Origin of the sequence: Streptomyces sp. Ag109_G2-15 (assembly GCF_900215565.1) — a bacterium.
GTDB classification, from domain to species: Bacteria; Actinomycetota; Actinomycetes; order Streptomycetales; family Streptomycetaceae; genus Streptomyces; species Streptomyces diastatochromogenes.
The window spans coordinates 2,447,516-2,472,716 of sequence record NZ_OCNI01000001.1; the positions used below are offsets into that span (position 1 = coordinate 2,447,516).

General features: G+C 72.4%; 26 protein-coding genes. 10 read left to right on the top strand and 16 right to left on the bottom strand.

The genetic code is table 11. The annotated features are described in order from the left end of the window. Positions 1 to 4 precede the first annotated feature (4 nt). Entirely contained in the window at positions 5 to 1,411 is a 1,407-nt protein-coding gene (locus CRP49_RS10735; protein WP_097253168.1) for a glutamate decarboxylase, read from the top strand. Here CRP49_RS10735 and CRP49_RS10740 read toward each other — a convergent pair. The 6 genes from CRP49_RS10740 to CRP49_RS10765 all read right to left on the bottom strand — a co-directional run bounded on the left by CRP49_RS10740 (position 1,408) and on the right by CRP49_RS10765 (position 6,874). After that, positions 1,408 to 2,169, bottom strand: coding sequence for an ABC transporter permease (locus CRP49_RS10740; RefSeq protein ID WP_257033360.1), 762 nt, complete (start codon positions 2,167 to 2,169; stop codon positions 1,408 to 1,410). The genes CRP49_RS10735 and CRP49_RS10740 overlap by 4 nt on opposite strands. After that, positions 2,166 to 3,116 (bottom strand): ATP-binding cassette domain-containing protein, encoded by a 951-nt coding sequence (locus CRP49_RS10745; RefSeq protein ID WP_097253169.1) that lies wholly within the window; start codon positions 3,114 to 3,116, stop codon positions 2,166 to 2,168. The genes CRP49_RS10740 and CRP49_RS10745 overlap by 4 nt, the downstream gene beginning before the upstream one ends. Before the next feature lie 74 nt (positions 3,117 to 3,190). Beyond that, complete coding sequence (locus tag CRP49_RS10750) at positions 3,191 to 3,832, bottom strand: PadR family transcriptional regulator (RefSeq protein ID WP_097253170.1); 642 nt, start codon at positions 3,830 to 3,832, stop codon at positions 3,191 to 3,193. A gap of 24 nt (positions 3,833 to 3,856) precedes the next feature. Then, the gene (locus tag CRP49_RS10755) at positions 3,857 to 4,396 is read right to left on the bottom strand and encodes a DinB family protein (RefSeq protein ID WP_097253171.1); all 540 of its coding nucleotides are present in this window, start codon (positions 4,394 to 4,396) and stop codon (positions 3,857 to 3,859) included. A gap of 100 nt (positions 4,397 to 4,496) precedes the next feature. Then, positions 4,497 to 5,957 carry an aldehyde dehydrogenase family protein gene (locus CRP49_RS10760; RefSeq protein WP_097253172.1) on the bottom strand — a complete coding sequence of 487 codons (1,461 nt, stop codon included), beginning with the start codon at positions 5,955 to 5,957 and terminating at the stop codon, positions 4,497 to 4,499. Between the two features lie 92 nt (positions 5,958 to 6,049). Further along, complete coding sequence (locus CRP49_RS10765) at positions 6,050 to 6,874, bottom strand: helix-turn-helix transcriptional regulator (protein ID WP_097257294.1); 825 nt, start codon at positions 6,872 to 6,874, stop codon at positions 6,050 to 6,052. A gap of 333 nt (positions 6,875 to 7,207) precedes the next feature. Here CRP49_RS10765 and CRP49_RS10770 point away from each other — a divergent pair, with 333 nt between their 5' ends. Continuing rightward, a complete protein-coding gene (locus tag CRP49_RS10770) occupies positions 7,208 to 7,702 on the top strand; it encodes an ATP-binding protein (protein ID WP_244201926.1) in 495 nt (164 codons plus the stop codon). Between the two features lie 110 nt (positions 7,703 to 7,812). Here the strand turns inward: CRP49_RS10770 and CRP49_RS10775 are convergent, their stop codons facing one another. The 5 genes from CRP49_RS10775 to rpmG all read right to left on the bottom strand — a co-directional run bounded on the left by CRP49_RS10775 (position 7,813) and on the right by rpmG (position 10,360). Further along, complete coding sequence (locus CRP49_RS10775) at positions 7,813 to 8,097, bottom strand: DUF397 domain-containing protein (protein ID WP_097253173.1); 285 nt, start codon at positions 8,095 to 8,097, stop codon at positions 7,813 to 7,815. A gap of 429 nt (positions 8,098 to 8,526) precedes the next feature. Beyond that, positions 8,527 to 8,760, bottom strand: a complete 234-nt coding sequence (gene rpsR / locus CRP49_RS10785) for a 30S ribosomal protein S18 (RefSeq protein WP_097253174.1) — start codon at positions 8,758 to 8,760, stop codon at positions 8,527 to 8,529. Continuing rightward, positions 8,760 to 9,935 carry a GTP-binding protein gene (locus CRP49_RS10790; RefSeq protein WP_097253175.1) on the bottom strand — a complete coding sequence of 392 codons (1,176 nt, stop codon included), beginning with the start codon at positions 9,933 to 9,935 and terminating at the stop codon, positions 8,760 to 8,762. The genes rpsR and CRP49_RS10790 overlap by 1 nt, the downstream gene beginning before the upstream one ends. Further along, positions 9,932 to 10,186, bottom strand: coding sequence for a type B 50S ribosomal protein L31 (locus tag CRP49_RS10795; protein WP_097253176.1), 255 nt, complete (start codon positions 10,184 to 10,186; stop codon positions 9,932 to 9,934). The genes CRP49_RS10790 and CRP49_RS10795 overlap by 4 nt, the downstream gene beginning before the upstream one ends. Before the next feature lie 9 nt (positions 10,187 to 10,195). Continuing rightward, complete coding sequence (gene rpmG, locus CRP49_RS10800; RefSeq protein ID WP_094218350.1) at positions 10,196 to 10,360, bottom strand: 50S ribosomal protein L33; 165 nt, start codon at positions 10,358 to 10,360, stop codon at positions 10,196 to 10,198. Between the two features lie 61 nt (positions 10,361 to 10,421). Between rpmG and rpmB the strand changes: the two genes are divergently transcribed. The 4 genes from rpmB to CRP49_RS10820 all read left to right on the top strand — a co-directional run bounded on the left by rpmB (position 10,422) and on the right by CRP49_RS10820 (position 12,162). Beyond that, positions 10,422 to 10,658, top strand: coding sequence for a 50S ribosomal protein L28 (gene rpmB, locus CRP49_RS10805; protein WP_097253177.1), 237 nt, complete (start codon positions 10,422 to 10,424; stop codon positions 10,656 to 10,658). Continuing rightward, the gene (rpsN, locus tag CRP49_RS10810; RefSeq protein WP_097253178.1) at positions 10,658 to 10,963 is read left to right on the top strand and encodes a 30S ribosomal protein S14; all 306 of its coding nucleotides are present in this window, start codon (positions 10,658 to 10,660) and stop codon (positions 10,961 to 10,963) included. Before rpmB ends, rpsN begins: the two co-directional genes overlap by 1 nt. 101 nt (positions 10,964 to 11,064) lie before the next feature. After that, positions 11,065 to 11,544, top strand: coding sequence for a hypothetical protein (locus CRP49_RS10815; RefSeq protein WP_097253179.1), 480 nt, complete (start codon positions 11,065 to 11,067; stop codon positions 11,542 to 11,544). Between the two features lie 102 nt (positions 11,545 to 11,646). Next, a complete protein-coding gene (locus CRP49_RS10820; protein WP_097257295.1) occupies positions 11,647 to 12,162 on the top strand; it encodes a DUF4232 domain-containing protein in 516 nt (171 codons plus the stop codon). 3 nt (positions 12,163 to 12,165) lie between these two features. Here the strand turns inward: CRP49_RS10820 and CRP49_RS10825 are convergent, their stop codons facing one another. After that, positions 12,166 to 13,272, bottom strand: coding sequence for a DUF2786 domain-containing protein (locus CRP49_RS10825; RefSeq protein ID WP_179851574.1), 1,107 nt, complete (start codon positions 13,270 to 13,272; stop codon positions 12,166 to 12,168). 156 nt (positions 13,273 to 13,428) lie between these two features. Between CRP49_RS10825 and CRP49_RS10830 the strand changes: the two genes are divergently transcribed. From CRP49_RS10830 to CRP49_RS10840, 3 genes are all read left to right on the top strand, one after another. Continuing rightward, positions 13,429 to 14,055, top strand: coding sequence for a LysE family translocator (locus CRP49_RS10830; RefSeq protein WP_097253180.1), 627 nt, complete (start codon positions 13,429 to 13,431; stop codon positions 14,053 to 14,055). A 72-nt stretch (positions 14,056 to 14,127) separates the two neighbouring features. Further along, on the top strand, positions 14,128 to 14,898 hold the full coding sequence (locus tag CRP49_RS10835) for a Clp protease N-terminal domain-containing protein (RefSeq protein WP_097253181.1): 771 nt from the start codon (positions 14,128 to 14,130) through the stop codon (positions 14,896 to 14,898). Between the two features lie 95 nt (positions 14,899 to 14,993). Then, entirely contained in the window at positions 14,994 to 16,679 is a 1,686-nt protein-coding gene (locus tag CRP49_RS10840; RefSeq protein WP_097253182.1) for a bifunctional 3'-5' exonuclease/DNA polymerase, read from the top strand. Positions 16,680 to 16,686: 7 nt separating this feature from the next. Here the strand turns inward: CRP49_RS10840 and CRP49_RS10845 are convergent, their stop codons facing one another. The 3 genes from CRP49_RS10845 to CRP49_RS10855 all read right to left on the bottom strand — a co-directional run bounded on the left by CRP49_RS10845 (position 16,687) and on the right by CRP49_RS10855 (position 21,835). Further along, positions 16,687 to 19,896: a BTAD domain-containing putative transcriptional regulator gene (locus tag CRP49_RS10845; RefSeq protein ID WP_097253183.1), complete on the bottom strand. Its 3,210-nt coding sequence runs from the start codon at positions 19,894 to 19,896 to the stop codon at positions 16,687 to 16,689. A 418-nt stretch (positions 19,897 to 20,314) separates the two neighbouring features. Next, positions 20,315 to 21,208, bottom strand: coding sequence for a glycosyltransferase family 2 protein (locus CRP49_RS10850; protein WP_097253184.1), 894 nt, complete (start codon positions 21,206 to 21,208; stop codon positions 20,315 to 20,317). Positions 21,209 to 21,313: 105 nt separating this feature from the next. Next, positions 21,314 to 21,835, bottom strand: coding sequence for an MFS transporter (locus CRP49_RS10855; RefSeq protein WP_097253185.1), 522 nt, complete (start codon positions 21,833 to 21,835; stop codon positions 21,314 to 21,316). A gap of 131 nt (positions 21,836 to 21,966) precedes the next feature. On the opposite strand from CRP49_RS10855, the gene CRP49_RS10860 reads away from it, so the two are divergent. Next, positions 21,967 to 23,172 (top strand): CdaR family transcriptional regulator, encoded by a 1,206-nt coding sequence (locus CRP49_RS10860; RefSeq protein WP_097253186.1) that lies wholly within the window; start codon positions 21,967 to 21,969, stop codon positions 23,170 to 23,172. Here CRP49_RS10860 and CRP49_RS10865 read toward each other — a convergent pair. Beyond that, the gene (locus CRP49_RS10865) at positions 23,162 to 25,003 is read right to left on the bottom strand and encodes an alkyl/aryl-sulfatase (protein WP_097253187.1); all 1,842 of its coding nucleotides are present in this window, start codon (positions 25,001 to 25,003) and stop codon (positions 23,162 to 23,164) included. The genes CRP49_RS10860 and CRP49_RS10865 overlap by 11 nt on opposite strands. Positions 25,004 to 25,201: the final 198 nt, after the last annotated feature.

Sequence of the window (25,201 nt, forward strand, 5' to 3'; positions counted from 1 at the left end):
GTAAATGGCCCTGCACAAAGGTCCCGGGAAGCACGACGAGCGGCCGATGTCGGTCAACCCGTTCTTCGGGGAGGCGAACCCGGTCGTCGAAATGGCCGAGGCCCCGCCCAAGCACCGGCTCCCCGACACGCCCCTGCCTCCCACCACGGCGGCGCAGATCGTGCACGACGAGCTGATGCTGGACGGCAACTCCCGGCTGAACCTGGCCACGTTCGTCACCACATGGATGGAGCCGCAGGCCGGGATGCTGATGGCGGAGTGCCGTGACAAGAACATGATCGACAAGGACGAGTACCCGCGCACGGCCGAGCTGGAGCGGCGCTGCGTGGCGATGCTCGCCGACCTGTGGAACGCGCCGGACCCGTCGGCCGCCGTGGGCTGTTCGACCACGGGGTCCAGCGAGGCCTGCATGCTCGCCGGGATGGCGCTCAAGCGGCGCTGGGCGACGCGCAACGCCGACCGCTACCCGGGAGCGCGCCCCAACCTGGTCATGGGCGTCAACGTCCAGGTCTGCTGGGAGAAGTTCTGCAACTTCTGGGAGGTGGAGGCCCGGCTGGTCCCCATGGAGGGCGACCGGTACCACCTGGATCCGCAGGCGGCGGCGGAGATGTGCGACGAGAACACCATCGGGGCCGTCGGCATTCTCGGCTCCACCTTCGACGGGTCCTACGAGCCGATCGCGGACCTGTGCGCGGCCCTGGACGACCTCCAGGAGCGCACCGGCCTGGACGTTCCGGTGCACGTGGACGGCGCGTCCGGGGCCATGGTGGCGCCCTTCCTGGACGAGGAGCTGGTGTGGGACTTCCGCCTCCCGCGCGTGGCCTCGATCAACACCTCGGGCCACAAGTACGGCCTGGTCTACCCGGGCGTGGGCTGGGCCCTGTGGCGGGACAAGGAGGCGCTGCCCGAGGAACTGGTCTTCCGGGTCAACTACCTGGGCGGCGACATGCCGACCTTCGCGCTCAACTTCTCCCGGCCGGGCGCCCAGGTGGTGGCGCAGTACTACACGTTCCTGCGGCTGGGCCGGGAGGGCTACCGGGCGGTGCAGCAGTCGACACGGGACGTGGCGCGCTACGTCGCCGGCAAGATCGGGGCGCTGGACGACTTCCGGCTGCTCACCAACGGCGACGAGCTGCCGGTGTTCGCCTTCACCACCGCTCCTGACGTGACGTCGTACGACGTCTTCGACATCTCCCGGCGGCTGCGCGAGAGCGGCTGGCTGGTGCCCGCGTACACCTTCCCGCCCAACCGGGAGGACCTCTCCGTGATCCGGATCGTGTGCCGCAACGGCTTCTCCCACGACCTCGCCGACCTGTTCGTGGAGGACCTGACCCGCCTGGTGCCGGAGCTGCGCCGGCAGCCGCATCCCCTGACCCGGGACAAGGCGGCGGCCACCGGCTTCCATCACTAGCGGCCCAGGCGCGCGAACTTCCGTACCGCCAGCGGGAAGAACACGGCCAGCAGGACGAGCGGCCAGGCCACGGCCGCCCCCGCGTGGCCCGGCTCGCCGCCCTGGCCGCCGAGCAGGTCCCGTACCGCCGTCGCCGTCTGGGACAGGGGGTTCCACCGGACGGCCGTGCCCAGCCAGTCGGGCATGGCGTCCGGGGTGGCGAGGGCGTTGGAGAGGAAGCCGACCGGCCAGACGAGGATCTGGACCGCCTGGACCATCTCGGGCCGGCCGGCGACCAGGGCGAGGTGGATGCCGATCCACAGCATCGCGAAGCGGAGCAGGAGGAGCAGACCGAAGGCGGCCAGGAGGGCTCCGGGGCCGCCGTGCGCCCGCCAGCCGAGCGCGCACGCCACTGCCGTCAGCAGCGCGAGCGCCACCGCCGACTGGAGCATGTCGGCCGCCGAACGGCCCACCAGGACCGCTCCGTTGGTCATCGGCAGGGAACGGAAGCGGTCGATGACGCCCCTGGTGAGGTCCTGGGTGACGTTGAGCATCGTGCCCTCCAGGCCGAAGGCCATGGTGAGCGCGAGCATGCCGGGCACCAGGTAGTCGATGTAGTCGCCGGCGACGCCCCGGCCGCCGCCGATCAGGTAGCCGAACATCAGCAGCAGCATCACCGGGAAGACCAGGGCGACCAGCGCCTGCCCGGGCTGCCGTGCCCAGTGGGCGAGTTCGCGTCGGGTCATGGTCCAGGAGTCGGTCAGGACGTGGGCGGTCACACTGCCTCCTTCGCTCGGTTCGCGTCGCCGGTCAGGTGCAGGAACACCTCGTCCAGCGTGGGCCGGCGCAGGGCGACGTCCGCCGCCTCGATGCCGGCCGCCTCCAGGGCGCGTACGACCCCGGAGAGCGCGCTCATGCGGTCGGTGACCGGAGCGCTGAGCAGTCGGCGGTCGGTGTCCACCGTGACGCCGGTGACAGGCAGCAGGGCGACGGCCGCGCCGAGCCGGCCCGCGTCGCGCAGGACGACGTCGATGCGGTCGCCGCCGGTGAGGCTCTTCAGCTCGTCGGGGGTGCCGTCGGCGACGACCCGGCCGTGGTCCACGAACGCGATGCGGTGGGCGAGCTGGTCGGCCTCCTCCAGGTACTGGGTGGTGAGCAGCACGGTCGTACCGCCGCCGACCAGGGAGCGGACGGCCGCCCAGACCTCGGCGCGGCCGCGCGGGTCCAGGCCGGTCGTCGGCTCGTCCAGGAACAGCACCTCCGGGTCGGTGATCAGGGAGGCGGCGAGGTCGAGGCGGCGGCGCATGCCGCCGCTGTAGCCGGCGACCGGGGTGCGGCCGGTGCCGGTGAGGTCGAAGCGGTCCAGGAGTTCGGCGGCGCGCACGCGCGCGTGGCGGGCGCCGAGGTGGTGCAGGCGGGCGAACATCTCCAGGTTCTGCCGACCGTCCAGCTGCTCGTCCAGGGCCGCGTACTGGCCCAGCAGGCCGATGCGCCGCCGTACCGCGCGGGCCTCGGTGAGCACGTCGTGCCCGGCGACCTCGATACGGCCGCCGTCCGGCCTGAGCAAGGTGGACAGGATCCGGACCAGGGTGGTCTTGCCCGCCCCGTTGGGGCCGAGCACCGCGTGCACGGTGCCGCGGGTGACGTGCAGGTCGAGCCCGTCCAGGGCGGGTTTGGTGCCATAGGTCTTGCGTGCGTCCTCGACGGTGATCGCCGTGTCGGCCACGTGCCGCTCCCTCGCTAGTCAAACTTGACTACTTCATCGAAAGTAACGGCAGCAGGCCCATTGGTCAAACTTGATTAGCGGTCGTCCTTCGGATGCCGCTCCCCCGTCGCGTACGGGTTCTCCTGGCCCTCGACGAGCACGCCCACGAAGCGCTCGCCCTCACCGGCGAAGGTGTACGCGCCGGCCTCCAGGCGGTCGATCAGCCCCCGGGTCCAGGCCGCGTCGGAGTCGGCCGTGTGGACCCAGAGGTTCATGATCTCGCCGATGTGGCCCAGCTGTCCGGGGCCGCCCTCGGGGATGTAGTGCTCGGTGACGGCGGCCCGCCACTCCTCGATCCGCCGGATCCGCTCCCGGAGCAGGGCCAGCGCCTCGGCCCGCTCCAGCTCGACCAGGAAGCCGACGGCCGCCGACTGGATGTCCATCTTCTGGTCGTAGGAGACCAGGGACTCGCGCAACAGCCGGAAGAACTCCTCCTCGCCCCGGTCCGTGATCTCGTACTCGGTGCGCGGCGGGCCCCCGGCCGTGGACGGCGCGATCTCGTGCGCGTGCAGCAGCCCCTGCTTCTCCATCTGCTTCAGGGCGTGGTAGATCGAGCCCGGCTTGGCGTTGGACCACTCGTGCGCGCCCCAGTACTCCAGGTCGTTGCGCACCTGGTAGCCGTGGGCCCGCCCGTGCTGGCGGACCGCACCGAGCACGAGAAGACGGATCGCTGACATGCGGTCCAGGTTATTGCCGCAGAACTAGCCCGCCTGCTCCAGGGCCACCAGCTCGAACGCGGTCTTCCCGTCCAGGGACTCGCGGATGATGTCGGCGTGACCGGCGTGCCGGGCCGTCTCGCGGATCAGATGCAGGCACAGCCAGCGCAGCGAGACGCGGCCCTCCGGCGGGAACCACGGGTCGGGCGGCAGCGGGAAGGATTCGTCCAGGCTGGGCGCGGAGCGGATGAGCTTCTCCGTCTCGGCGGCGACCTCCGCCCAGTAAGCGAGCTGCGAGGCGACCGTCTCGTCGTCGGTCAGCCGGAAACACTCGTGCCAGTTCGACTCGTCGCGGTGCACCGCCGGCGGCTCCTGCCGGGCGCGGGCCACCCAGCCCTGCTCGACCTCGGCGACATGCTTGAGCAGTCCGCCCAGGGACAGCTCGCTGGCGCTGGGGCGGGAGCGGGCCTGCTCCTCGGTCAGCCCCAGCAGTGCCCGGCGGATGCCGCCGCGCTGCTCCTCCAGGAACGCCAGCAGCGCCCCGCGCTCGTCGCCCTGCGTCTCCGCCGCCACATGAGTGACCATGACCGGCCGCCTTTCATCGGGTCCGTTTCCCTGACACCGATGAAGCTACGGGCCCTTGCGGTCAGGTTCTGTCCGCAAGGGCCCGCCATTCGAAGGAGACCTAGAACGGGAAGCCGCTGCGGCCGTGCTGCACCGAGATCCACTTGATCGTGGTGAAGGCCTCCAGGGTCGTCTCGCCGTTCAGACGGCCGAGGCCGGAGTGCTTCTCGCCGCCGAAGGGCACGAGCGGCTCGTCGTGCACGGTGCCGTCGTTCACGTGGAACATGCCCGTGTCGATCTGCTTGGCGAAGGCCACACCGCGCTCGATGTCACCCGTGTGGACGGCGCCGCTGAGGCCGTACGGGGTGTCGTTGACGATCCGGACCGCCTCCTCCTCGCCGTCGAAGGGGACGAGGAAGACGACCGGCCCGAAGACCTCCTGCTGGAGCAGGGCGGAGTCGGCGGGGACGTCGGTGAGCACGCTGGGCTCGACCAGATTGCCGGTGGTGGTGCCGTGCACCAGGGCGGTGGCGCCCTCGGCGAGCGCCTGCTCGACGGCACCCGAAATGGCGTTGGCCTGCGCGGAGTTGATCACCGGGCCGATGACCGTCTGCGGGTCGCGCGGGTCGCCGACCTTGAGGGTCTTCACCTTGGCGACGAACTTCTCGGTGAACTCGTCGGCGACCGAGCGGTCCACGAGCACCCGGTTCGCGGCCATGCAGACCTGGCCCTGGTGGACGTACCGGCTGAAGACCGCCGCGTCCACCGCGTAGTCGATGTCGGCGTCGTCCAGGACCACCAGCGCGCTGTTGCCGCCCAGTTCGAGCACCGAGCGCTTGAAGTGCGAGGCGCAGACGGTGGCGACGTGCCGGCCGACCTTGTCGGAGCCGGTGAAGGAGATGACCTTGGGGATCGGGTGCTCGATGAAGGCGTCGCCGATCTCGGCGATGTCGGTGACGACGACGTTGAGCAGGCCGCCGGGCAGGCCCGCCTCCTCGAAGATCTTCGCGACCAGGGTGCCGCCGGCGATCGGGGTGTTCTGGTGCGGCTTGAGCACCACGCCGTTGCCGAGGGCGAGGGCCGGGGCCACCGACTTGATCGACAGCAGGAACGGGAAGTTGAACGGGCTGATCACGCCCACCACACCCACCGGCACCCGGTAGACGCGGTTCTCCTTGCCGTCGGCCGGGGAGGGCAGGATCTTGCCCTCGGGGCGCAGCGCCAGGTGGACCGACTCGCGCAGGAACTCCTTGGCGAGGTGCAGCTCGAAGCCCGCCTTCACGCGGGTGCCACCCAGCTCCGCGATGATCAGGTCGGCTATCTCCTGCTCGCGGTCCTCGATCAGTCTCAGGGCCCGCTCGAAGACGGCGCGGCGGGTGTACGGGTTGGTCGCGGCCCACTGCTTCTGGGCCCGAGCGGCCGCCTGATAGGCCTGGTCGACCTGGTCGACGGTGGCCACCGTGATCGAGGCCAGCTTCTCGTCGTCGTACGGATTGAAGTCGATGACGTCCCAGGAACCGGTGCCCGGGCGCCATTCACCGTCGATGTACTGCTGGGCCAGCTCGCTGAAGTAGGACGACATGTGATCCCTCAATCACTAGCGATGCCAGATCCTGGTCACGGTCTGATCGCTCGTCATCGTACTTGTGATTCAAGAGAGTTGGAGGAGACCTCTCAAGACAGCTGCAGCAGACCGCGCAGCAGGTCCCGGCTCTCGGACGGGCCCGGGCTGTCCTGCTGCAGCTCCTTCAGCGCCTGCTCGTACTGGGCGACGTCCTCCCGTTTGTCCAGGTAGAGGGCGCTGGTCAGCTGCTCCATGTACACCACGTCGGACAGGTCCGACTCGGGGAAGCTGAGAATGGTGAAGGCACCGCTCTCGCCGGAGTGCCCGCCGAAGCCGAACGGCATGATCTGCAGCCGTACGTTGGGCCGCTCGGAGACCTCGATCAGGTGCTGGAACTGGCGGCGCATCACGTCACGGTCGCCGTAGGGACGGCGCAGGGCGGCCTCGTCCAGGACGATGTGGAACTCGGGCGCCTTCTCGTCGAGCAGGTGCTTCTGCCGCTCCAGGCGCAGCGCGACCCGCCGCTCCACGTCGGCCGCGCTCGCGCCCTTCATACCGCGCTGCACCACCGCGCGGGCGTACTCCTCGGTCTGCAGCAGACCGTGCACGAACTGCACCTCGTACACCCGGACCAGGGAGGCGGCGCCCTCCAGGCCCACATAGGTGGGGAACCAGCTGGGCAGCACGTCGGTGTAACTGTGCCACCAGCCCGCGACGTTGGCCTCCCGGGCGAGGGAGAGCAGCGACTCGCGCTCCGCCTCGTCGCTGATGCCGTACAGCGTCAACAGGTCTTCGACGTCCCTGGTCTTGAAGCTCACCCGGCCCAGCTCCATCCGGCTGATCTTCGACTCGGACGCACGAATCGAGTACCCCGCCGCCTCGCGCGTGACCCCCCGCGCTTCACGCAGTCGCCTGAGTTGCGAGCCGAGCAGCATGCGCCGCACCACCGATCCGGGCTCTCCCGCGCTCACGTTCGCCAGCCTCCCCAACCGTCTTTGGGGCCGAAGTCTGCCACTAAAACACTTCGAGCAGTACTCATCCGGTTACGGAAACGGAAAGAGGTCAGCCGTTTTCCGCAGGAAGAGGTCAGGACCTCTGGCAGTCGAGCGATCCAAGTTGGCGGAAAAAATGGCCAAGAAGCGGTACGGGCAGGTTCAATTCGGTCGCGTGCACGTGCATCTGCCCTTGCATCTGCCCTCCCTATCCGAAACCATGGTGCAGCGCCACCGCTGCATCGCAACGACCGCGAATTCCCGGGAGTGCCCCGCATGGGAACGAATGGATCGACCATGCTCAAGCCGTTACGGCAGGGCCTTCCGCCGCTGGATCCCGCGGCCGTGTCCGATGCCGCCTCCTGCGCCCTGCCCGCCCGCTACGAAGCGGTGCGCGAGGCCCGCCGCTTCACCCGCTCCACCCTGGACCAGTGGGACGTGGGCGACCGCTTCGACGACATATGTCTCGTCGTCTCCGAACTCGTCACCAACGCCCTGCGGCATGCGCTGCCGGCGGACGCGGCATGCTCCGAGCACGCGCCCTCGGTACGGCTGCACCTGCTGCGCTGGGCCGAGCGGCTGGTGTGCGCGGTCCGCGACCCCAGCCACGAGTCGCCCGCCCCGCGCGACTCGGACGACTTCTCGGCCGAGTCGGGCCGCGGGCTGTTCCTGGTCGACTCCTTCGCCGACAGCTGGGGCTGGCACCCGCTCGCGGGCAGCCTCGACGGCAAGGTCGTCTGGGCGCTGTTCCGGCTCGGGACCGCCGGCTGACGCGACGCGGCGTCGACCGACGCCGCGTTTCTACGCGCGTACACCCCGACTTCGCCCGGCCGTCACCCGGCTGTCGCGACCGCCTCGGCCGAACCGGCCGGTGAGTCGTTTCAGCCGGCGATCAGATGGTCGAACTCGCCGTCCTTGACGCCGAGAAGCATGGCCTCGATCTCCGCGCGCGTGTAGACGAGCGCGGGCCCGTCCGGGAAGCGCGAGTTGCGTACGGCCACCTCGCCGCCCGGCAGGCGCGCGAACTCCACGCAGGAACCCTGCGAGTTGCTGTGCCTGCTCTTCTGCCAGGCCACTCCCGCCAGCTGCGTGGCAGCCATGCCGTTGTACACGTCGTCGTTGTACACGTCGTACCCCCCGTACACGCCGTCAACGTCGCGGTCCACAGGTCGCTCCCCGGTGGTGCACTGGCTGGTGTGGCCATGGATGCTGTAGTCAACTGACCCGGATCATAACCCCGTTCACGTGCAGTTGCATGAGCAGATGCACGTGCACGGGGGGTGGTCCCGCGATTACAGCTTTGACGCCCGCTTTACCGAAATTGTTCCAGCGTCTGTCCATGATCTTCCACGCCGGCATCTGCGCCGGGTCGTCCGGATCGAATCCCTCGTGCACTAGGAAGAGACGCGTTCCGCGCCGTTCCTGTTCCAGCGTCCATGTGAGGGTCCGGTCCGTGGGATGGGCGGGATCGGTGTCCGCCCGTGCCTCCGGCGGTTTGGCCGGGGTGCCTGCGGCGATGTGCGGGTTCGGTGGGGGTGCGTGGTGCGCCCGCGGAGGGGTTGTGGGTCGGGGCCGGGGCGGGGGTGTCCGGTGCCTCAGCGGCTGGAGTACGGCAGCAACGCCATCTCGCGGGCGTTCTTGATCGCGCGGGCCAGCAGGCGCTGCTGCTGCGCGGTGACCCGGGTGACGCGGCGGCTGCGGATCTTGCCGCGGTCGGAGATGAACTTCCGGAGGAGATCCGTGTCCTTGTAGTCGATGTAGGTGATCCCGGCCTGGTCCAGCGGGTTGGGCCGGTTCTTGGCGGGCTTGCGGTCGATCTTGCGGGGCATCAGACCTCCAGCAGGGTGTCGAAGGCGGGCGGCAGCCTCTTCCAGGCATCCCGCCCGGCGGCGTACTCGGCGTCGGTGAGCAGGCAGGACTCCAGCAGGTGCGCGAGTCCGTCGCGGTCCAGGCCGGGTGAGGTGAACACGAGGTGGTTGCCGCAGTCGCCGTGCTCCGGGTGCCAGTCCAGCGCGGCGGCGGCCCGGCGTACCGGCGGGACCATCTCCCAGGCCGCGTCGGGAAGCGCGGCCAGCCACGGCCCGGCGCTCTCGACGCACAGCGCGCCGCCGGCCGCGTCCCAGTGCAGCAGCACGTCGGGCTTGTCGGCGAGCCAGAACCGGCCCCGGCTGCGGGCCGCGGCGCAGGTCAGGTCCTCCAGCGCGGCGTACAGCCGCTCGGGGTGGAAGGGGCGGCGCCGGTTCCAGACCAGCGTGGAGACGCCGTGGTTGTCGGCCTCGGCGGGCAGCAGGGCGCAGGCCGGGTGCTGGGCGGCCGCCGCGGCCTCCACGTCGAAGCCGGCGAGGGCGGCTGCGGCCAGCGGGGAGAACGCAGCGGATGCACGTGCAGACGCGGGTGCGCCCGCCAGGCCACCGTGGCCGATCGGAACCTGGCGGGCCGTCGGATGGAGCTGCGCGAGCAGCTCGCGGTCCTCGTCGTCGGCCTCCGGGGAGTCCGCCACGGCGAGGACGGGGGCGTACTCCAGCTGCCGGGCGAAGGTGTCGGCGACCGTGCGCTGGTCGGTGGCGGCCGCGGCGAGGCCCACTTCGGCGAGGTCGTCGCCGTTGCCCAGGTACGGCAGCACCAGCGCCGGGTCGACGGCGGTGATCACGCCCGTGACGGTGAGGCCGCCGGCCGTGACCACCTCGGCCATCGCCTTGGGCTCGACCGAGTCCCACAGCTCGACGATCGCGAGCCGGGTCGTGCCGTCCTCGGCGAGGCGGCGCAGCTCCGGCACCAGGTCCTCCCGCAGGGCGCAGCAGGCGCAGTCGTTGACCAGGGGCGTCTCGCCGGCGGAGCGGATGCCGGAGCGGTCGCGGACGGTGCGGACGACCGTGCCGCCGACGGCACTCGCCAGGTCGTGGTGGAGTACGACACTGCCGGGCACGTCGGCGAGCAACCGCGCCACGGCCGCCCGGCGGGCCTCGGCATGCAGCCCGCCGACGACGGCCACCGACAGGCTCACGCCCCGCCCCGCTTCCCGTACCGGCGCTCGAAGCGCTCCACCCGGCCGGCCGTGTCCAGGACGCGGGCGGTGCCGGTGTAGAAGGGGTGGCTGACGTTCGAGATCTCGACGTCCACGACCGGGTAGGTGTGGCCGTCCTCCCACTCGATCGTCTTCTCGCTCGTCATGGTCGATCGGGTGAGGAAGGTGTGGTTCGCGGCCCGGTCACGGAACACGACGGGCCCGTAGCCGGGGTGGATTCCCTTGCGCATGGTGGTGCCTCAGCGCTCCTCTCGGAACTCGACGTGCCGGCCGACGACGGGGTCGTACTTGCGCAGCGTCAGGCGGTCGGGGTCGTTGCGGCGGTTCTTGCGGGTCACGTAGGTGTGGCCGGTCCCGGCGGTGGACCGGAGCTTGATGACCGGGCGGAGTTCGTTGCGTGCCATGCTGCTATGTTACTGAAAATGAATCCCATTACCAATCACTGAGTGCGAGAGGTACGTCACCATGTCCGCCCACTGCATGCTCACCGGGGCCGCCCCCGGCTTCGGCAACCGCATCTCCCGCTCCCACCGGCGCACCTCCCGCCGCTTCGACCCCAACATCCAGACCAAGCGCTACTGGCTGCCCGGCGAGGGCCGGTACGTCCGGCTGCGGCTGAGCGCGAAGGCGGTCAGGACCGTGGACACGATCGGCGTCGAGGCGGCCGTGGCCCGGATCCGCGCCCGGGGGGTGAGGGTCTGATGGCGAAGAAGAGCAAGATCGCGAAGAACGAGCAGCGCCGGCAGGTCGTCGCCCGGTACGCCGAGCGCCGCGCCGAGCTGAAGGAGATCATCCGGCACCCCGCCACGACGGAGGCCGAACGGCTGGCCGCGCAGCGGGAGTTGCGCAGGCAGCCACGGGACGCGAGCGCCACCCGCATCCGCAACCGCGACCAGGTGGACGGCCGTCCCCGGGGCTACCTGCGCACCTTCGGCCTGTCCCGGGTGAACCTGCGCGAGCAGGCTCACAACGGATTCCTGCCCGGCGTCCGGAAGTCCTCCTGGTAACGGCTGGTAACTTGCTGGCGGTCCCTCCGGTCCGGGGGACGGCGTCCGCGACGGGCCGACGGCCCCCGGGCGGCCGGCCCGCTACAGCTTGGGAGCTTGACGTGACTACGGCGACTGCAAGGGTCCGGACCGCGGCCGCGGCCGCGGGGCTGGTGGGCGCGCTGGCGCTGACCGCGTGCAGCGGGGGCGGCTCCAAGGACGACTCCTCGCCCACCCCGAGCGCGACCCCGACGTCCACGGGTACGGGCGCCGTGACGGGGTCCTCCGGCAAGCTCCAGGGCAGCTGGATCACCACCAGCAAGGGCGCCGTCGTGGCCCTGGTGATCACCGGGAAGAAGGCCGGGCTCTTCGCGACCGGCGGGGCCGTGTGCAGCGGCGCCGCGGGCACCGAGGCGGGCATGCAGATGATTCATCTGACCTGCGCCGACGGCAGCAAGGACCGGGTCACCGGCATGGTCGACTCGGCGACCAAGGACGCCATGAAGGTGACCTGGTCGGGCAAGCTCGGCCAGGAGACCTACACCAAGGCCGAGGGCGGCAAGCTGCCGTCGGGGCTGCCGACGGCGCCCGTGAAGCAGTAGGAGCCCCCTGAAGCAGTGAATTCGCCCGGGGCGCGTGATCGCGCCCCGGGCCGAGGGGCCATGATGCGGGGAGACCGTCACGACCTCGATGGGGATCTGCTCATGCGCGCCATTCCGCTCACCGTCACCGCCCTCGCCGCCGCCCTGCTGCTGACCGCCTGCAACGACGGCGGTGGAGGCAAGAACGGGAAGAGCAGCTCCGCCTGCGAGATCGGGGGGGTCTCCGTGCAGATCGGGTCGGCGAGCGTCGCCCCGGCCGCCGGTGACACGGGCGAGGTGCCCGTCAGCATCACCAACCAGAGCGCGCCCTGCACCCTGGACAAGTTCGCGAGCGCCGTGCTGAACACGGGCAACGCCGAGGTCACCGTGCCCGTGCAGCAGGGGGCGAAGGCCCAGAAGCTGAAGCTCGCCAAGGGCGACTCGGCGACCTTCAGCATCAGCTATGTGCGCGGCAAGGCGGGCGAAAAGAGCAGCGTGGCGGCGAAGACCGTGAAGATCGCCCTGCCCGGCTCCACCGCCACCCGGAGCTTCCCGTGGTCGTACGGGCCCATCGCCGCCAACGGCGCCCAGGGCACCCCGAACGCCTCCGTCAGCGCCTTCCAGCAGGTCGGGGACTGACCCTCACGGCAGCCTGGGGCGGGCCCTGACCTGGGCCTCGTCCGCCGCCCGGGCACCCTCCGTCCACCCCGCCGCGTCGGTCACGCCGCGCAGCCGGGTGGTGGTGGTCTCGGGGAACATGCGCTCCAGCCGGTCGGTGACGGCTATCTCCCGGGTGGCGAGCACGGGCAGCAGGTCCTGGGTCACCTGGGTCTCGGCCACGGTCGCGAGGCGGTCGCCGACGCGGTGGGCGTAGGCCGCGAGGAAGGACTGCCGGAAGGTCTTGGTCCGCTTGCGGCCGCCGGCTCTCTGGGCGGCCTCCGCCCGGGTCATCGCGTGCGTGGCCTGCACCAGCAGCGAGGTGTAGAGCAGCTCGACCGCCTCCAGGTCGGCCTCGAAGCCGACGACCGTGGAGAAGCCCAGCGGTTCGTTCCACACCGCGCGGCAGTGGTTGGCGGTGGCGACCGCGTCCAGCAGCACCGCCTTGGCCTGCTCGTACGGCGGCTCGACGCCGATGCGGCAGGCGCCGGGCGCGTCCGGCGCGGGGGCACCGGCGGCGAGCAGCGCCTCGTCGACGCTGTGCCGGGCCATCAGCTCCTGGGCCTTGGCGCTGAGCGCCTCCGCCTCCTCCGGATAGCCGGTCGCCTCGGCCTTGGCGAGCAGGGCGCGGATACGGGTGAGCATGCGGGAGGCGGCGGGCCCGTGCTCCCGGCGGGGTTCTTCGAGGGGCTCCAGGGCGGGCAGCCGCAGCAGCAGGCGGTACAGCTGGAGGACGGCGGTGGCGTGCGAGAAACGGTCGCTGCCGCGCGCGGGGTCCTGCGGCAGGGCCTCCAGCTGGGCGGCCCAGCGGCGCCCGCGCGGGCGGTCCTGCCCGGCCTGCGCCCGGATCAGCCCCGCGGCCAGGTGTACGTGGCCGTCCTCCAGCTCGCGCCGTACGAGCCGTACGACGTCGGCGGGCTGCCAGCCGCGCTGCCAAGCCGTGGCGACGAACTCCTCGCCCCGCCGCGCGAGTTCGGCGTCCGCCGCAAGGTCGGCGGCGAGCAGGGAGGCGCCCGTGTCGAGTCCGGCGTCGGTGTCGTCGTACAGGGCGGCCCGGAAGGCCCGCTCGACGGTGCTGGAGGTGCTGGTCACGGTGTCGATCGTGCCATGCGCCGGTGACAGCGGGCCGAGGTCGTCCACACCCTGTGGACAGACGGCTTCCGGCGCGGGCGGTCGGCTCCAGGGCTTCGGCGTCTCACTCCACGGAATTCGGCCTCCCGCGCGCGGGAGCGCGCCGAGCATGACCCCATGATGGACATGTCTCTCTACGCGGCCTTTCTGGTGGCCGCCTTCGCGCTCTGTGTCACTCCTGGTCCGGACATGATGTTCATCGTGGCGATGGGCGGCCGGGGCGGCCCGCTGACCGGCGTGACGGCCGCCGTCGGGGTGGCCTGTGCGATGTTCGTGCACGCGGTCGCCGCGGCGCTCGGCCTGTCGGCGCTCTTCCTGACCCTGCCGACGCTGTATCACGTGCTGCGCTGGGCGGGCGCGGCCTATCTGCTGTTCCTCGCGGTCAGGGCGTTCCGCGGCGACGGCGGCTCCGTCGAGGCGGAGGACGCGCCGCGGTCGGGGCGCCGGCGGGCCTTCTGGCGGGGAGCCGTCACCAATCTGCTCAACCCCAAGGTGATCCTCTTCAACGTCTCGTTCCTGCCGCAGTTCGTGAACCCGGACCTCGGGCACGTACGCGAGCAGTTCCTGGTCCTGGGGTTCACGATCACCGTGATGGGCCTGCTGGTGGACGGCTCGGTCGGGCTGCTCTCGGGGAAGCTCGCCTCGCTGCTGCAGCGCAGCCGGCGGGTGGCGAGGGGGCTCGACTACTTCAGCGGGACGGTGTTCGCCGGGCTGGCGGTGCGTCTGGCGGCCGTCCCCAAGTAGCCGCTGTGGGCAGGAGAACTGGACTGTCAACCTTCGGTTGACAGCAGGGGGGTGGCAACCTACGGTTGACACATGGCGACCAATCCGAACATCACGGCATCCGTACGCCTCGACGACCTCATCGAGGCGATCAAGAAGGTTCACGCCGAACCCCTCGACCAGCTCCAGGACGCGGTGATCGCCGCCGATCACCTCGGTGACGTGGCCGACCACCTGATCGGTCACTTCGTCGACCAGGCCCGCCGCTCGGGGGCGTCCTGGACCGACATCGGCAAGAGCATGGGCGTGACGCGGCAGGCGGCGCAGAAGCGGTTCGTGCTCAAGGAGTCGGCCGACCTCGACCCCAGCCAGGGCTTCAGCCGCTACACCCCGCGCGCGCGGAACGTGGTCATGGCCGCGCACAACGAGGCGGTGGCCGCGCGCAACCCCGAGGGCCGACCCGAGCACCTGGTCCTGGGGCTGCTGGCCGAGCCGGAGGGCCTGGCCGCGAAGGCGTTCACCGCGCAGGGCGTCCTGCTGGACTCCGTACGCCAGGCCGCGACGGCCGCGCTCCCGCCGGCCGCCGAGGAGGTCCCCGACCTCATCCCCTACGGCCCGGAGGCCAAGAAGGTCCTGGAACTCACCTTCCGCGAGGCCCTCCGGCTCGGCCACAACTACATCGGCACCGAGCACCTTCTGCTGGCCCTGCTGGAGCACGAGAACGGCGCGGGCGTCCTCAGCGGACTCGGCATCACCAAGGCGGGGACCGAGGAGTACGTCGGCAGGGTGCTGGCGCTGCTGCTGGAGCAGAAGAAGGCGGCCTCGGACGCGGCGGAGGCCGCGACCGACGGACCGGCGGACTGAGCCGGGGCCGGCACAGCACTCCGGGAGCACTCTGCCCCGCGAGGCGAATGCGCAGGTCAGGGTCATTGTCAGTGCCGCCTGCCACACTCGCAGTCATGACGGACCGGTGGGCTCTCGCGCCGGCCGAGGACGGTGGCGTGGACGTCGCCCCCCTCGGCCCGGACGGGCTGCCCGCCGGTCCGGTGCGGCGGGAGAGCGATCTCGCCGGGGCGGTGCGGAGCCGTCCGGAGGTGACGCGCTGGGTGTGGCGGTCGACCCCCGAGGTCTATCCGCGTCTGCTCGCCACGGGGGTGCGAGTGGAGCGGTGCTACGACATCGAGGACGCCGAGACCCTTCTGCTGGGCCACGAGGGCCGGTCCGGCCAGCCGCGCTCGGCAGCCGCCGCCCTGGCCCGCCTCCGCGGCGGCCCCGTACCGCCCGATCCACCGCTGCGCCCGGCCGAACCGGGCGCCCAGTCCCCGCTGTTCGAGCCGTCCGGCACCCGGCTGCCGCTGGCGGACCTGCTCGCCGTCTACGCCGACCAGCAGCGGCGGCACGAACGGACCGCCCACCCCGACCGGATGCGGCTGCTGACCGCCGCCGAGTCGGCCGGGATGCTGGTGGCCGCCGAGATGAACCACGCCGGCCTCCCCTGGAGCGCCGAGGTCCACCGCGAGCTGCTGCACGACCTGCTGGGCGAGCGGTACGCGGGCGGCGGCGAGCCGCGCCGCCTGGCCGAGCTGGCCGACGAGGTGTCCGCCGCCTTCGGCCGCCGGGTCCGGCCCGATCTGCCCGCCGACGTCGTCAAGGCCTTCGCCCAGGCCGGGATCAAGGTGAAGTCCACCCGCCGCTGGGAGATCGAATCCCTCGACCACCCGGCGGTGAAACCGCTGCTGGAGTACAAGAAGCTGTACCGCATCTGGGTCGCACACGGCTGGTCCTGGCTGCAGGACTGGGTCCGCGACGGCCGCTTCCGGCCCGAGTTCCTCGCCGGCGGCACGGTCACCGGGCGCTGGGTGACCAACGGCGGGGGCGCGCTGCAGATCCCCAAGGTGATCCGGCGGGCGGTGGTCGCCGACCCCGGCTGGCGGCTGGTCGTGGCCGACGCCGACCAGATGGAGCCGCGCGTGCTGGCGGCGATCTCCCGCGACCCCGGCCTGATGGAGGTGGCCGGCCGCGAGAGCGACCTCTACCAGTCCGTCTCCGACCGCGCCTTCTCCGGCGACCGCGCCCAGGCCAAGCTCGCCGTGCTCGGCGCGGTCTACGGCCAGACCTCGGGCGACGGCCTGAAGAACCTCGCCGCGCTGCGCCGCCGCTTCCCCAAGGCGGTGGCCTACGTCGACGAGGCCGCGCGGGCCGGTGAGGAGGGCCGGCTCGTACGTACCTGGCTGGGCCGGACCTGCCCGCCCGCCGCCCGGCCGGGCGAGGACGCGGAGGAGGAGGCGGGCATCCCCGTCGGCGAGGACGACCCCGACGCCCAGGCATGGGTCCCCGGTTACGCCTCCACCAACTCCCGCGCGCGGGGCCGCTTCGCCCGCAACTTCGTCGTCCAGGGCAGCGCCGCCGACTGGGCCCTGCTGCTGCTCGCCGCGCTGCGCCGGTCCTGCGCGGGCTTGACGGCCGAACTGGTGTTCTTCCAGCACGACGAGGTGATCGTGCACTGTCCCGCCGAGGAGGCCGAGACCGTCGTCCGGGCCATCCGGGACGCCGCCGAACTCGCCGGACGGCTGACCTTCGGCGAGACCCCGGTGCGCTTCCCGTTCACGACGGCGGTGGTGGAGTGCTATGCCGACGCCAAGTGAGCGCCCCTCAGGGAGCCGCGGCCTCGGCCAGCAGCTCGCGCAGCTCCTCCAGCACCGCCTGCTCGTCCGTGCCGTCCAGGGCCACGAGGGCCGCGCGCCAGGCGTCGTGTGCCTCCGGCCGCCGCCCCTGCTCGCGCAGCAGCAGGCCGTGCTGGTGGCGGGCGAGGCCGCCCATGTAGCGGTCGGCACGGGCGTCGGCCCGGCGCAGCAGCTCGGCGCACTCCGCCGCGGCCCGCTCGGCCTCGCCCAGCCGGCGCAGCGCGCGGACCAGGCCGAGCCGGGTCTGCGACTCGCCGTGCCAGTCTCCGTGGGCGCCGAGGATGCGCAGGCTCTCCTGGAAGTGCTCGGCGGCTGCGGCCGGTTCGCCGAGGGTGAGGTGGGCGTATCCGATGTTGCAGTGCGCCGAGTGCTGCACGATGACCGCGCCGATCGCGTCCCCGATCGCCAGCGAGCGCCGGTGCTGCTCGATGGCCGCCCGCGGATCGGTGTGCTCGTAGAGGTTGCCGAGGTGGCTGCGGGTGACGGCCTCGCCGTAGGGGTCGTTCAGCTGCCGGGAGTGGGCGAGGCTCTGCCGCAGCGCCTCCCCGGACTCCTCGAACCGGCCGAGCCCCTCCAGCAGCAGCCCGCGGTTGTTCAGGCAGCGCCGGATCCAGGAGACCGTGCCGAGCCGCCGCCAGATCACGAGGGCCTGGTCGGTGAGGGCGAGGGCGTCGTTCTGGCGGCCGGTCAGGAAGTGCAGGCCCGCGAGGTCGCCCAGGGCGTACGCCTCGGCCGCCGCGTCCCCGAGCCGCCGTGCCGCGCCGAGCGCGACCCGCCCCAGCACCTCCATCTCGGCGACCCGGCCGCTGCGCTGCGCGTAGGGGAAGAACAGCCGGACGAGCGTGGAGAGATGGGCGGCCCGGAGGTCGTCGCCCGGGCCGGCGTTGCGCTCCACCAGCGCGACGATGTTCTCCAGCTCCACATCGCCCCAGGCGAACGCCCGCTCGGCGGACTCGAAGGTGCCCAGGGTCGCCACGTCCGCCGCGTGCTCCGGCGGCTGCGCGGAGGTGGGCCGCAGGCGGTCCTCCTGGTCGAGACCGGGCTCCACGATGGCGACGAGGGCGCGCTCGGCGGCGGCCGCGTACCAGCGCAGGGCGGTGAGGTCCGGATCGGCGCCGCCGGCCGGCTCGGGGCTCTGGCCGGCCAGTTCGCGGGCGAAGTCACGGACCAGGTCGTGCGGGGCGTAGCGGCCGTACTCCGTCTCCTCCAGCAGGGCCACGTCGACCAGCCGGTCCAGGGCGGCCTCGGCGCGGCGCGCGTCGGTGCCGGTGAGGCGGGCGACCAGCGGGGCGCCGTAGGTGGGCAGGTCCAGCGCGCCGATGCGGCGCAGGGCCAGGGCCGCGTCCCGGTCGGCCTCGCGCTCGGCGGCGGCGAGCGCGTCGTGGGCGACGGCCAGGGACCGGCGGACGCTCAGGTCGTCGTACTCCAGGTGGTGCAGGCGGCCTTCGGTGGCGGCCAGTTGACCGGCCAGCACGTCCGGGGTGAGGGCCCGGCGGGCGGCCAGCCGGGCGGCGACGACCCGCAGCGCGAGCGGCAGCCTGCCGGTCAGCTCGACCAGGGGGTGGCCGGCGTCGAGCCCCTCGCGTCCGCTCACCGCGCGCAGCAGTGCCGCGCTGTCCTCTCCGGTCAGCGGGGGGAGCGGGAAGCGCCGGGCGCCGTCCAGGGCGGTCAGCGGGGAGCGGCTGGTGATGATCACGGCGCAGCCGGGCCCGGCCGGCAGCAGGGGCCGTACCTGGGCCGCGCTCGCCGCGTCGTCCAGCACCAGCAGGATGCGGGCGGGGGCGAGCAGGGAGCGGAGCAACGCGGCTGCGGCATCGGGGTGTTCGGGGATGTTGCGGGGCTCGGCGCCGAGGTCGCGCAACAGGGCGACGAGGGCCTGGGCCGAGGTGAGCGGGGTCATCCCGGGGGTCGCGCCGTGCAGGTTGACGTACAGCTGGCCATCGGGGAAACGTTCCCTCAACTCGTGGGAGACGTGTAGGGCGAGGGCGCTTTTGCCTACGCCGGCCATGCCGCTGATCACGGCGACTTGGCTCCGCCGGTGGGCGAGGGTGTCGTGCAGGGCGTTGATTTCTGCTGCTCGGCCGGTGAAGTTTGCGGGGGGCGCCGGGAGTTGGGCTGGTGCGGGCGTGTGGGACTGCACCCGGTCTTCGGCCGCGTTTGGGTTCCCACCCGTACCGCCCGTACCGCCCGTGCGGCTTTCGTTGTCGAGTGCGGGTGGCCCCTGTGGGGGTTGCTCGGCGTCGGCGGCTGCGGGTGTGTACGTGCGTTGTGCGGGGACCCTCAGAGCCGCTCCCCCGGCCTCCGGCGTCGAGGAGTCCCGCAGGACCTCCACGTGGGCCTCGCGGACCGATGGGCCCGGTTCGATGCCCAGTTCCTCCACCAGGCGGGCTCGCAGGTCGCGGTGGACGGCCAGGGCCTCGGCCTGGCGGCCGGTGCGGTGCAGGGCGAGCATCAGCTGGCGGTGGTACGCCTCGCGCAGCGGATGCTCGGCGACCAGGGCCGCCAGCTCGGGGACGAGTCCCGCCAACCGGGCTCCGCCGAGCGCGAGTTCGGCATCGTGCCGCCACTCCAGCAGGAGCAGCCGCGCCTCCTCCAGGCGCTGCACGAGGGCGTAGCCGCCGAGGTCGGCGGGGAGTCCGCTCAGCGGGGTGCCACGCCAGAGCGCCAGCGCGGCCGTGCAGGGGCGCACGACACCCGCCCAGTCCCGCCGGGCGTGCGCGGCACGCGCCTCGGCGACCCGGGTGTCGAAGACGTGCACGTCCAACTCGCCGTCGTCCACGCGCAGCAGATAGCCGGGGGCCACGGCCCTGAGCCGCTCGGGGTCGTCCAGGAGCCGACGCAGCCGGGCGACATGGTTGTGCAGCGAGGCCTGCGCGGAGACGGGGGGTGCCCCGCCCCACAGGGCGTCCTTCAGCGACTCGACCGAGACGACCCGGCCGGCCTCCAGCAGCAGCGCGGCGAGCAGAGCGCGGACCTTGGGGCTGCCGATGGCTCGGACGTGGTTGTCGGGAGTGTCGTCAGGGGTGACGTCCGGGGCGTCGACATGGGTGCCGTCACGGGGGTCGACATGGGTGCCGTCACGGGGGTCGACATGGGTGTCGTACGAAATGTCGTACGGGTGTCGGTCGTACAGGACGGGCGGTCCCAGCAGTCCGAACCGCAGCTCGCACCGCCGCATCCCGCTCCACTGCCTTCCCGCGCGGTCCCCTTCGACCGTGCTGCGCGGCGGGCGTGTGCCCGCCGGTCCCTGGCGGAATTCCGCCCCATTCACAATGGTTTCCCGCCAGCCTGCACCTGTTGGCCGGGGCCGGAATCCGTTAGGGTTCCTGCCTACTGCCCCGGTCGCCCGGCGACTTCCGGCCAACCGAACCGCGACCTGCGGACGAACCGTTGGCCACATGTTAGCGATCTGTTGGCGGGCCCTGATGTGATCTTTCCATCGGATCAGGCCCGACGGCGCGCGCGGTGTCGCGTAACTCGGGGGAGTGTCGCCGCAGGCCTGATCCGGGGACGCAAGGGCCCCGGTCGGCGGAGGTGAACGACCGGGGCCCTGTCCCGTCCCTTCCGGGCTCTCCGCGCCCTGTGCTGCCCTTCGCTCAGATGACGGGCGGGCGCCCGAGCCGGGTGAGCCGCCACACCGTCCGCCAGCGCATCGGCCGCCGCTCGCCGGGCGTCTCCCGCAGCCCCTCCGCGAACCCGCCGAACCAGGCCCGCAGCCCGGCCACCGAGCGGGTGCGGGCGAGGGTGAGCAGCAGCCACGCCCCCAGATGCACCGGGATGAGCGGCAGGGGCAGCCGGCGCCGGACGAGCCAGACCCGGTTGCGGGCGTTGACGCGGTAGTAGATGGCGTGCCGGGCCGGCGAGGTCTTGGGGTGCTGCAGCAGCAGCTCGGGGGCGTAGAGGATCTTCCAGCCGGCGTCGGCGGCCCGCCAGGCGAGGTCGGTCTCCTCGTGCGCGAAGAAGAACTCGGCGGGCCAGTCCCCGGTCTCGGCCAGCATCGCCATGCGGAAGGCGTGGCCGCCGCCGAGGAAGCCCGTGACGTAACCGCCGCGCAGGGGATCGGACTTGCCGACCCGGGGCACGTGCCGCTGCTGGGTCTCGCCGTTCTCGTCGGCGATGCGGAAGCCGATGATGCCGAGGTGCGGGTCGGCCTCGTACAGCTCGCGCACCCGGCGCAGCACGTCGGGGTCGACGAGCAGTCCGTCGTCGTCCAGTTCCACGACGATGTCGACGTCGCCGTACTCCCGCAGCCGGGCCAGGGCGACGTTGCGTCCGCCCGGGCAGCCGAGGTTCTCCTCGACGTCGAGGGTGGTGACCTCGCCCGGCAGGGACAGCCGCTCGGCGAACTCGGGCAGCCGGCAGCCGTTGCCGACGATCACGATGCGGGCGGGGGCGACGTCCTGTTTGGCCACGGACTCCAGCAGGGCGTCGACTTCGGCGGGCCGGTTGCCCATGGTCACCACGGCGACGGCGATCCTCGGCTCCACCACGTCCCTCACCCCATCCGGCCAACGGCGGCTCCGGCGTCCTGACCGCGCGGCGCTCGCCGTTCACCAAGATGTTGCCTCAGGTGCGCTGGTTCACCTGACGCAGATTCACTTTGCGGGCCCTTTGCTCCGGTTTTGTGCACACCTTTCCTTGAGCCTCGGGGCTTCGGCAGCGAGTACGAGCGCGTCCCGCTCGTGCACCGCGCCGGTCAGCAGCACCGCGGTGGGCAGGGTGCGCCGGTGCTGCTCGAACCAGCCGTGCAGATGGTGGGTGGCGACGGGCGGGGCCGGGCCCTCGGCCGCGTCGAGCAGCACCCGGGTGGCCGGCAGCGTGCCGAAGCCGGCCGCCGGCCACAGCATCGGCAGCTGGGCGGCGGACGACAGCAGCGCCAGGGCCAGCAGCAGCACCGTGGTGCGCACCGTGCGGGTCAGGTACGACACCGCCAGGGCCGAGACGCTGAGGAGCGCGAAGAAGGCCGCCGACGCGGTGCCGAACTGCTCCCGGCCGATCCCCAGGTAGGCCATGACCGGTCGGGCGGCCAGTCCCAGCACGGTCTTGTCGGCGAAGTCGACCAGCATGAAGGCGAGCAGCGCCCAGGTGGTCCGCCACCCCGTCATGTGCTGCGTCATAGGGCTCCTCCAGAGGACGGCGGCGTCGGCGTGGCGTCGATCCTGCTGGCAGCGGGCAGGGCGGGACAGCCGTCGCCATCACAGTCCTGGCGGCCCGCTACTGTGACGGATCACAACGCGCGAGGTGATCCATGGCCCGAGACGAACCACCGCGCCGTCCCGGGGCGCCCGCCCTCTCCCCCGCCGCGCGGGCGCTGGCCGCCCAGTGCGAACCGCGGGTGAACGAGCTGGCCCGGCATCTGGCCCGGGGCGCCTTCGAGCAGCTGCGCGGCTATGCCGAACTGCCCGCCGACGTCAAGGACGTGGAGATCGCGGCCACGGCCCGGCACGCCCTGCGGCTGTTCCTGCGCACCGCCGTCCACGGGTCGCCCTCGGAGGGCCTGGAGTTCTTCGAGGAGCGCGCCGCCCAACGGGCCGAGGAGGGCATGCCGCTGCACCTGCTGCTGCGCACCTACTGCCTCGGTATCCACCAGCTGTGGCAGGCCCTGCGCTCCGCCGCCCGGCCGGGTGAGGAACCCGCGCTGGCCGAGCTGGCCGAGGCCCTCTTCGCCGCCGAGGAGCGCGTCGTCGGCGCGGTCACCGAGAGCTATCTAGACGAGCAGGCCGCCCTCGCCGCCGAGCGCCACGAACGGCGCCGCTCCCGCGCCCGGGCCCTGCTCGACGGTACGGCGGCCCCGGACGCCTCCGCTCCCGACGGGCCCGCCCTCGTGCTCCACCTGAGCTTCCCGGACGCCCGTGACGCGCGGTCACCGGTGGCCGTACGGCGGCTGCACCGGCGCGTCCAGACCGCGCTCGACCGCGCCTTCGGCACCGAGGCCCTCGCCCTGCTCGACGCCACGGGCGGGCACGTCGTCGTACCCGGGACGTCCCAACTGCCCGACCGGATCGGGGAGGTGCTGCGCGAGGCGGTGGCCGGGCCGGGTCTGCGGCTGGCCGCCGATGCCGTACCGGACACCGCCGGTATCCCGCGTGCCGCGCGGCTGACGGCGGAGGTCGTGCGGATCGCCGCCGCGTGCGGCCGGCCGCCCGGGCTGCACCGGCTCGACGACGTCCTGCTGGAGTACCACCTCTCCCGCCCGAGCGAGGGCAGCGGCCGGATCGCCGCCCGGCTCGATCCGCTCGCCGGCCGCCCCGACCTGCTGGACACCCTGCGCACGCACCTCGCCCAGCGTCAGGACCGGCGGGCCACCGCCCGCCTGCTCAGCCTGCACCCCAACTCCGTGGACAACCGCCTCACCCGCATCCAGGAGCTGACCGGCCTGGACCTGGCCGACCCGCGCGACACGGCGCTGGCGTTGGCGGCCCTGCTGCTCAAAGACGCCCCCGTCAAGGCGTGACGATGGCGAAGTCAGGGTCGGGCTTGTCCAGCAGCGTCCCGAAGGCGAGCAGCGCCCCGGCGTCGCCGTCGAGGGCCACCGCACCGCCCGCGATCTCGTCGGCGAACGTCGTCCGCCCGCCCAGGACCGCGTCGAGCGTGGCGCGGGCCAGCCGGAGCGTGGCGGTGGGCTGCTCACCGCGCGGGGCATCACCGCAGATCGGAGTGAGCGCCCCGTTGGACAGCAGCAGGGTCCAGGTCTCACCGGTGTCGGTGAACTCCCAGCGCAGCAGCAGCAGTCCGGCCTCGGCGGCGCGCGGGCCGTTGATCCGTACGGCCATGGACTGGAAGATCTGCCCGGCGGTGAGCGCGGCGAGCAGGTCGGGGGCGCTGCGGGTCGGGGTGCCGAGGATGCCGTCCCTCAGCTCGGCCGCCCCCATGAGGAAGAAGTTGCGCCACGGACCGCACTCCGAGCCGTGTCCGAGCCGCTCGAAGGCCGCGGCCTGCAGCTCCCGGGCCGCGGCGTGGTCCGGCTCGGCGAACAGCACGTGCCCGAGCACCTCCGCCACCCACCGCAGGTCCCCGGCGTCGTACGACGTACGGGCCTTGGCGACCACCGCGTCCGTGCCGCCCATGAACTCCACGTACCGGCGGGCGGCTTCGACGGGCGGGTGCTGCCACAGATGGGCCGGGTTGCCGTCGAACCAGCCCATGTAGCGCTGGTAGACCGCCTTGGCGTTGTGGCTGAGCGACCCGTAGTAGCCCCGCGTGTGCCACGCCCGTTCCAGCGCGGGCGGGAAGCGCAGTTCCTCGGCGATCTCGGCGCCCGTGTACCCGGCGTTGATCAGCCGGACCGACTGGTCGTGCAGGTAGGCGTAGGCGTCCCGCTGCTCCTCCAGGAAGCGGACCGCACGGCCCTGGCCCCAGGTGGGCCAGTGGTGGGAGGCGAAGACGACGTCGGTGGTGTCGGCGAACAGCCGGATCGTCTCCGTCAGATAGCGGGCCCAGGCGCTCGGGTCCCGTACGAGCGCGCCGCGCAGCGTGAGCACGTTGTGCAGGGTGTGGCAGGCATTCTCGGCCACGCACAGCACCCGCAGGTCGGGGAGGTGGAAGTTCATCTCCGCGGGTGCCTCGGTGCCGGGCGTGAGCTGGCAGACGATCCGCACCCCGTCGACGGTCTCCTCCTGGCCCGTGGCGGTGATGTCCAGCGTGGGCGCGATCAGGCCGACGCCACCGGTCGACGTCGTCTGCCCGAGCCCGCAGCCGATCTGCCCGGCCGGGCCCTTGGGCAGCGCGGCGCCGTACATGTAGGCGGCGCGGCGGGCCATGGCCGTCCCCGTGAACACGTTCTCGCCGGCCACGTGCTCCAGGAAGCCGGCCGGCGCGATGACCGGCACCCGCCCGGCGGCCACGTCGGCCGCGTCCACGACACCGCGCACGCCGCCGAAGTGGTCCACGTGCGAGTGGGTGTAGATGACGGCGGTGACCGGCCGTGCGCCGCGGTGCTCCCGGTACAGCGCGAGCGCGGCGGCCGCGACCTCCTCGCTGATCAGCGGGTCGACGACGATGACACCGCGCTCACCCTCCACGAAGGTGATGTTGGACAGATCGAGTCCGCGCACCTGGTGGATGCCGGGCACGACCTCGTACAGCCCCTGCCGGGCCACGAGCCGGCTCTGCCGCCACAGCGAGGGATGCGCGGTGGCCGGGCACTCCTCGTCCAGGAAGCCGTACGCGTCCGCGTTCCACACCACCCGGCCGTCCGGCGCCCGCACCACCCCCGGGGTCAGCCGGGCGACGAAGCCCCGCTCGGCGTCCACGAAGTCCTGCCGTTCCCGCTCACCGTCTGTCACGCCGACGATCCTCACACCGGGCGCCCCCGCCGCACCCGGTGACGCGTCACAGAGGCACCGCTGACCCGTCACAGCGCGGACCTGCCCTCAACAGCCCTCCACGACAGGCGAGTAGAAGATCTTGACGAGGTTGATGTTACCGGTAACAATCATCGACGCCGCAGCGCCCGAGGTGCCGCGGAGAACCGCGTACCACCA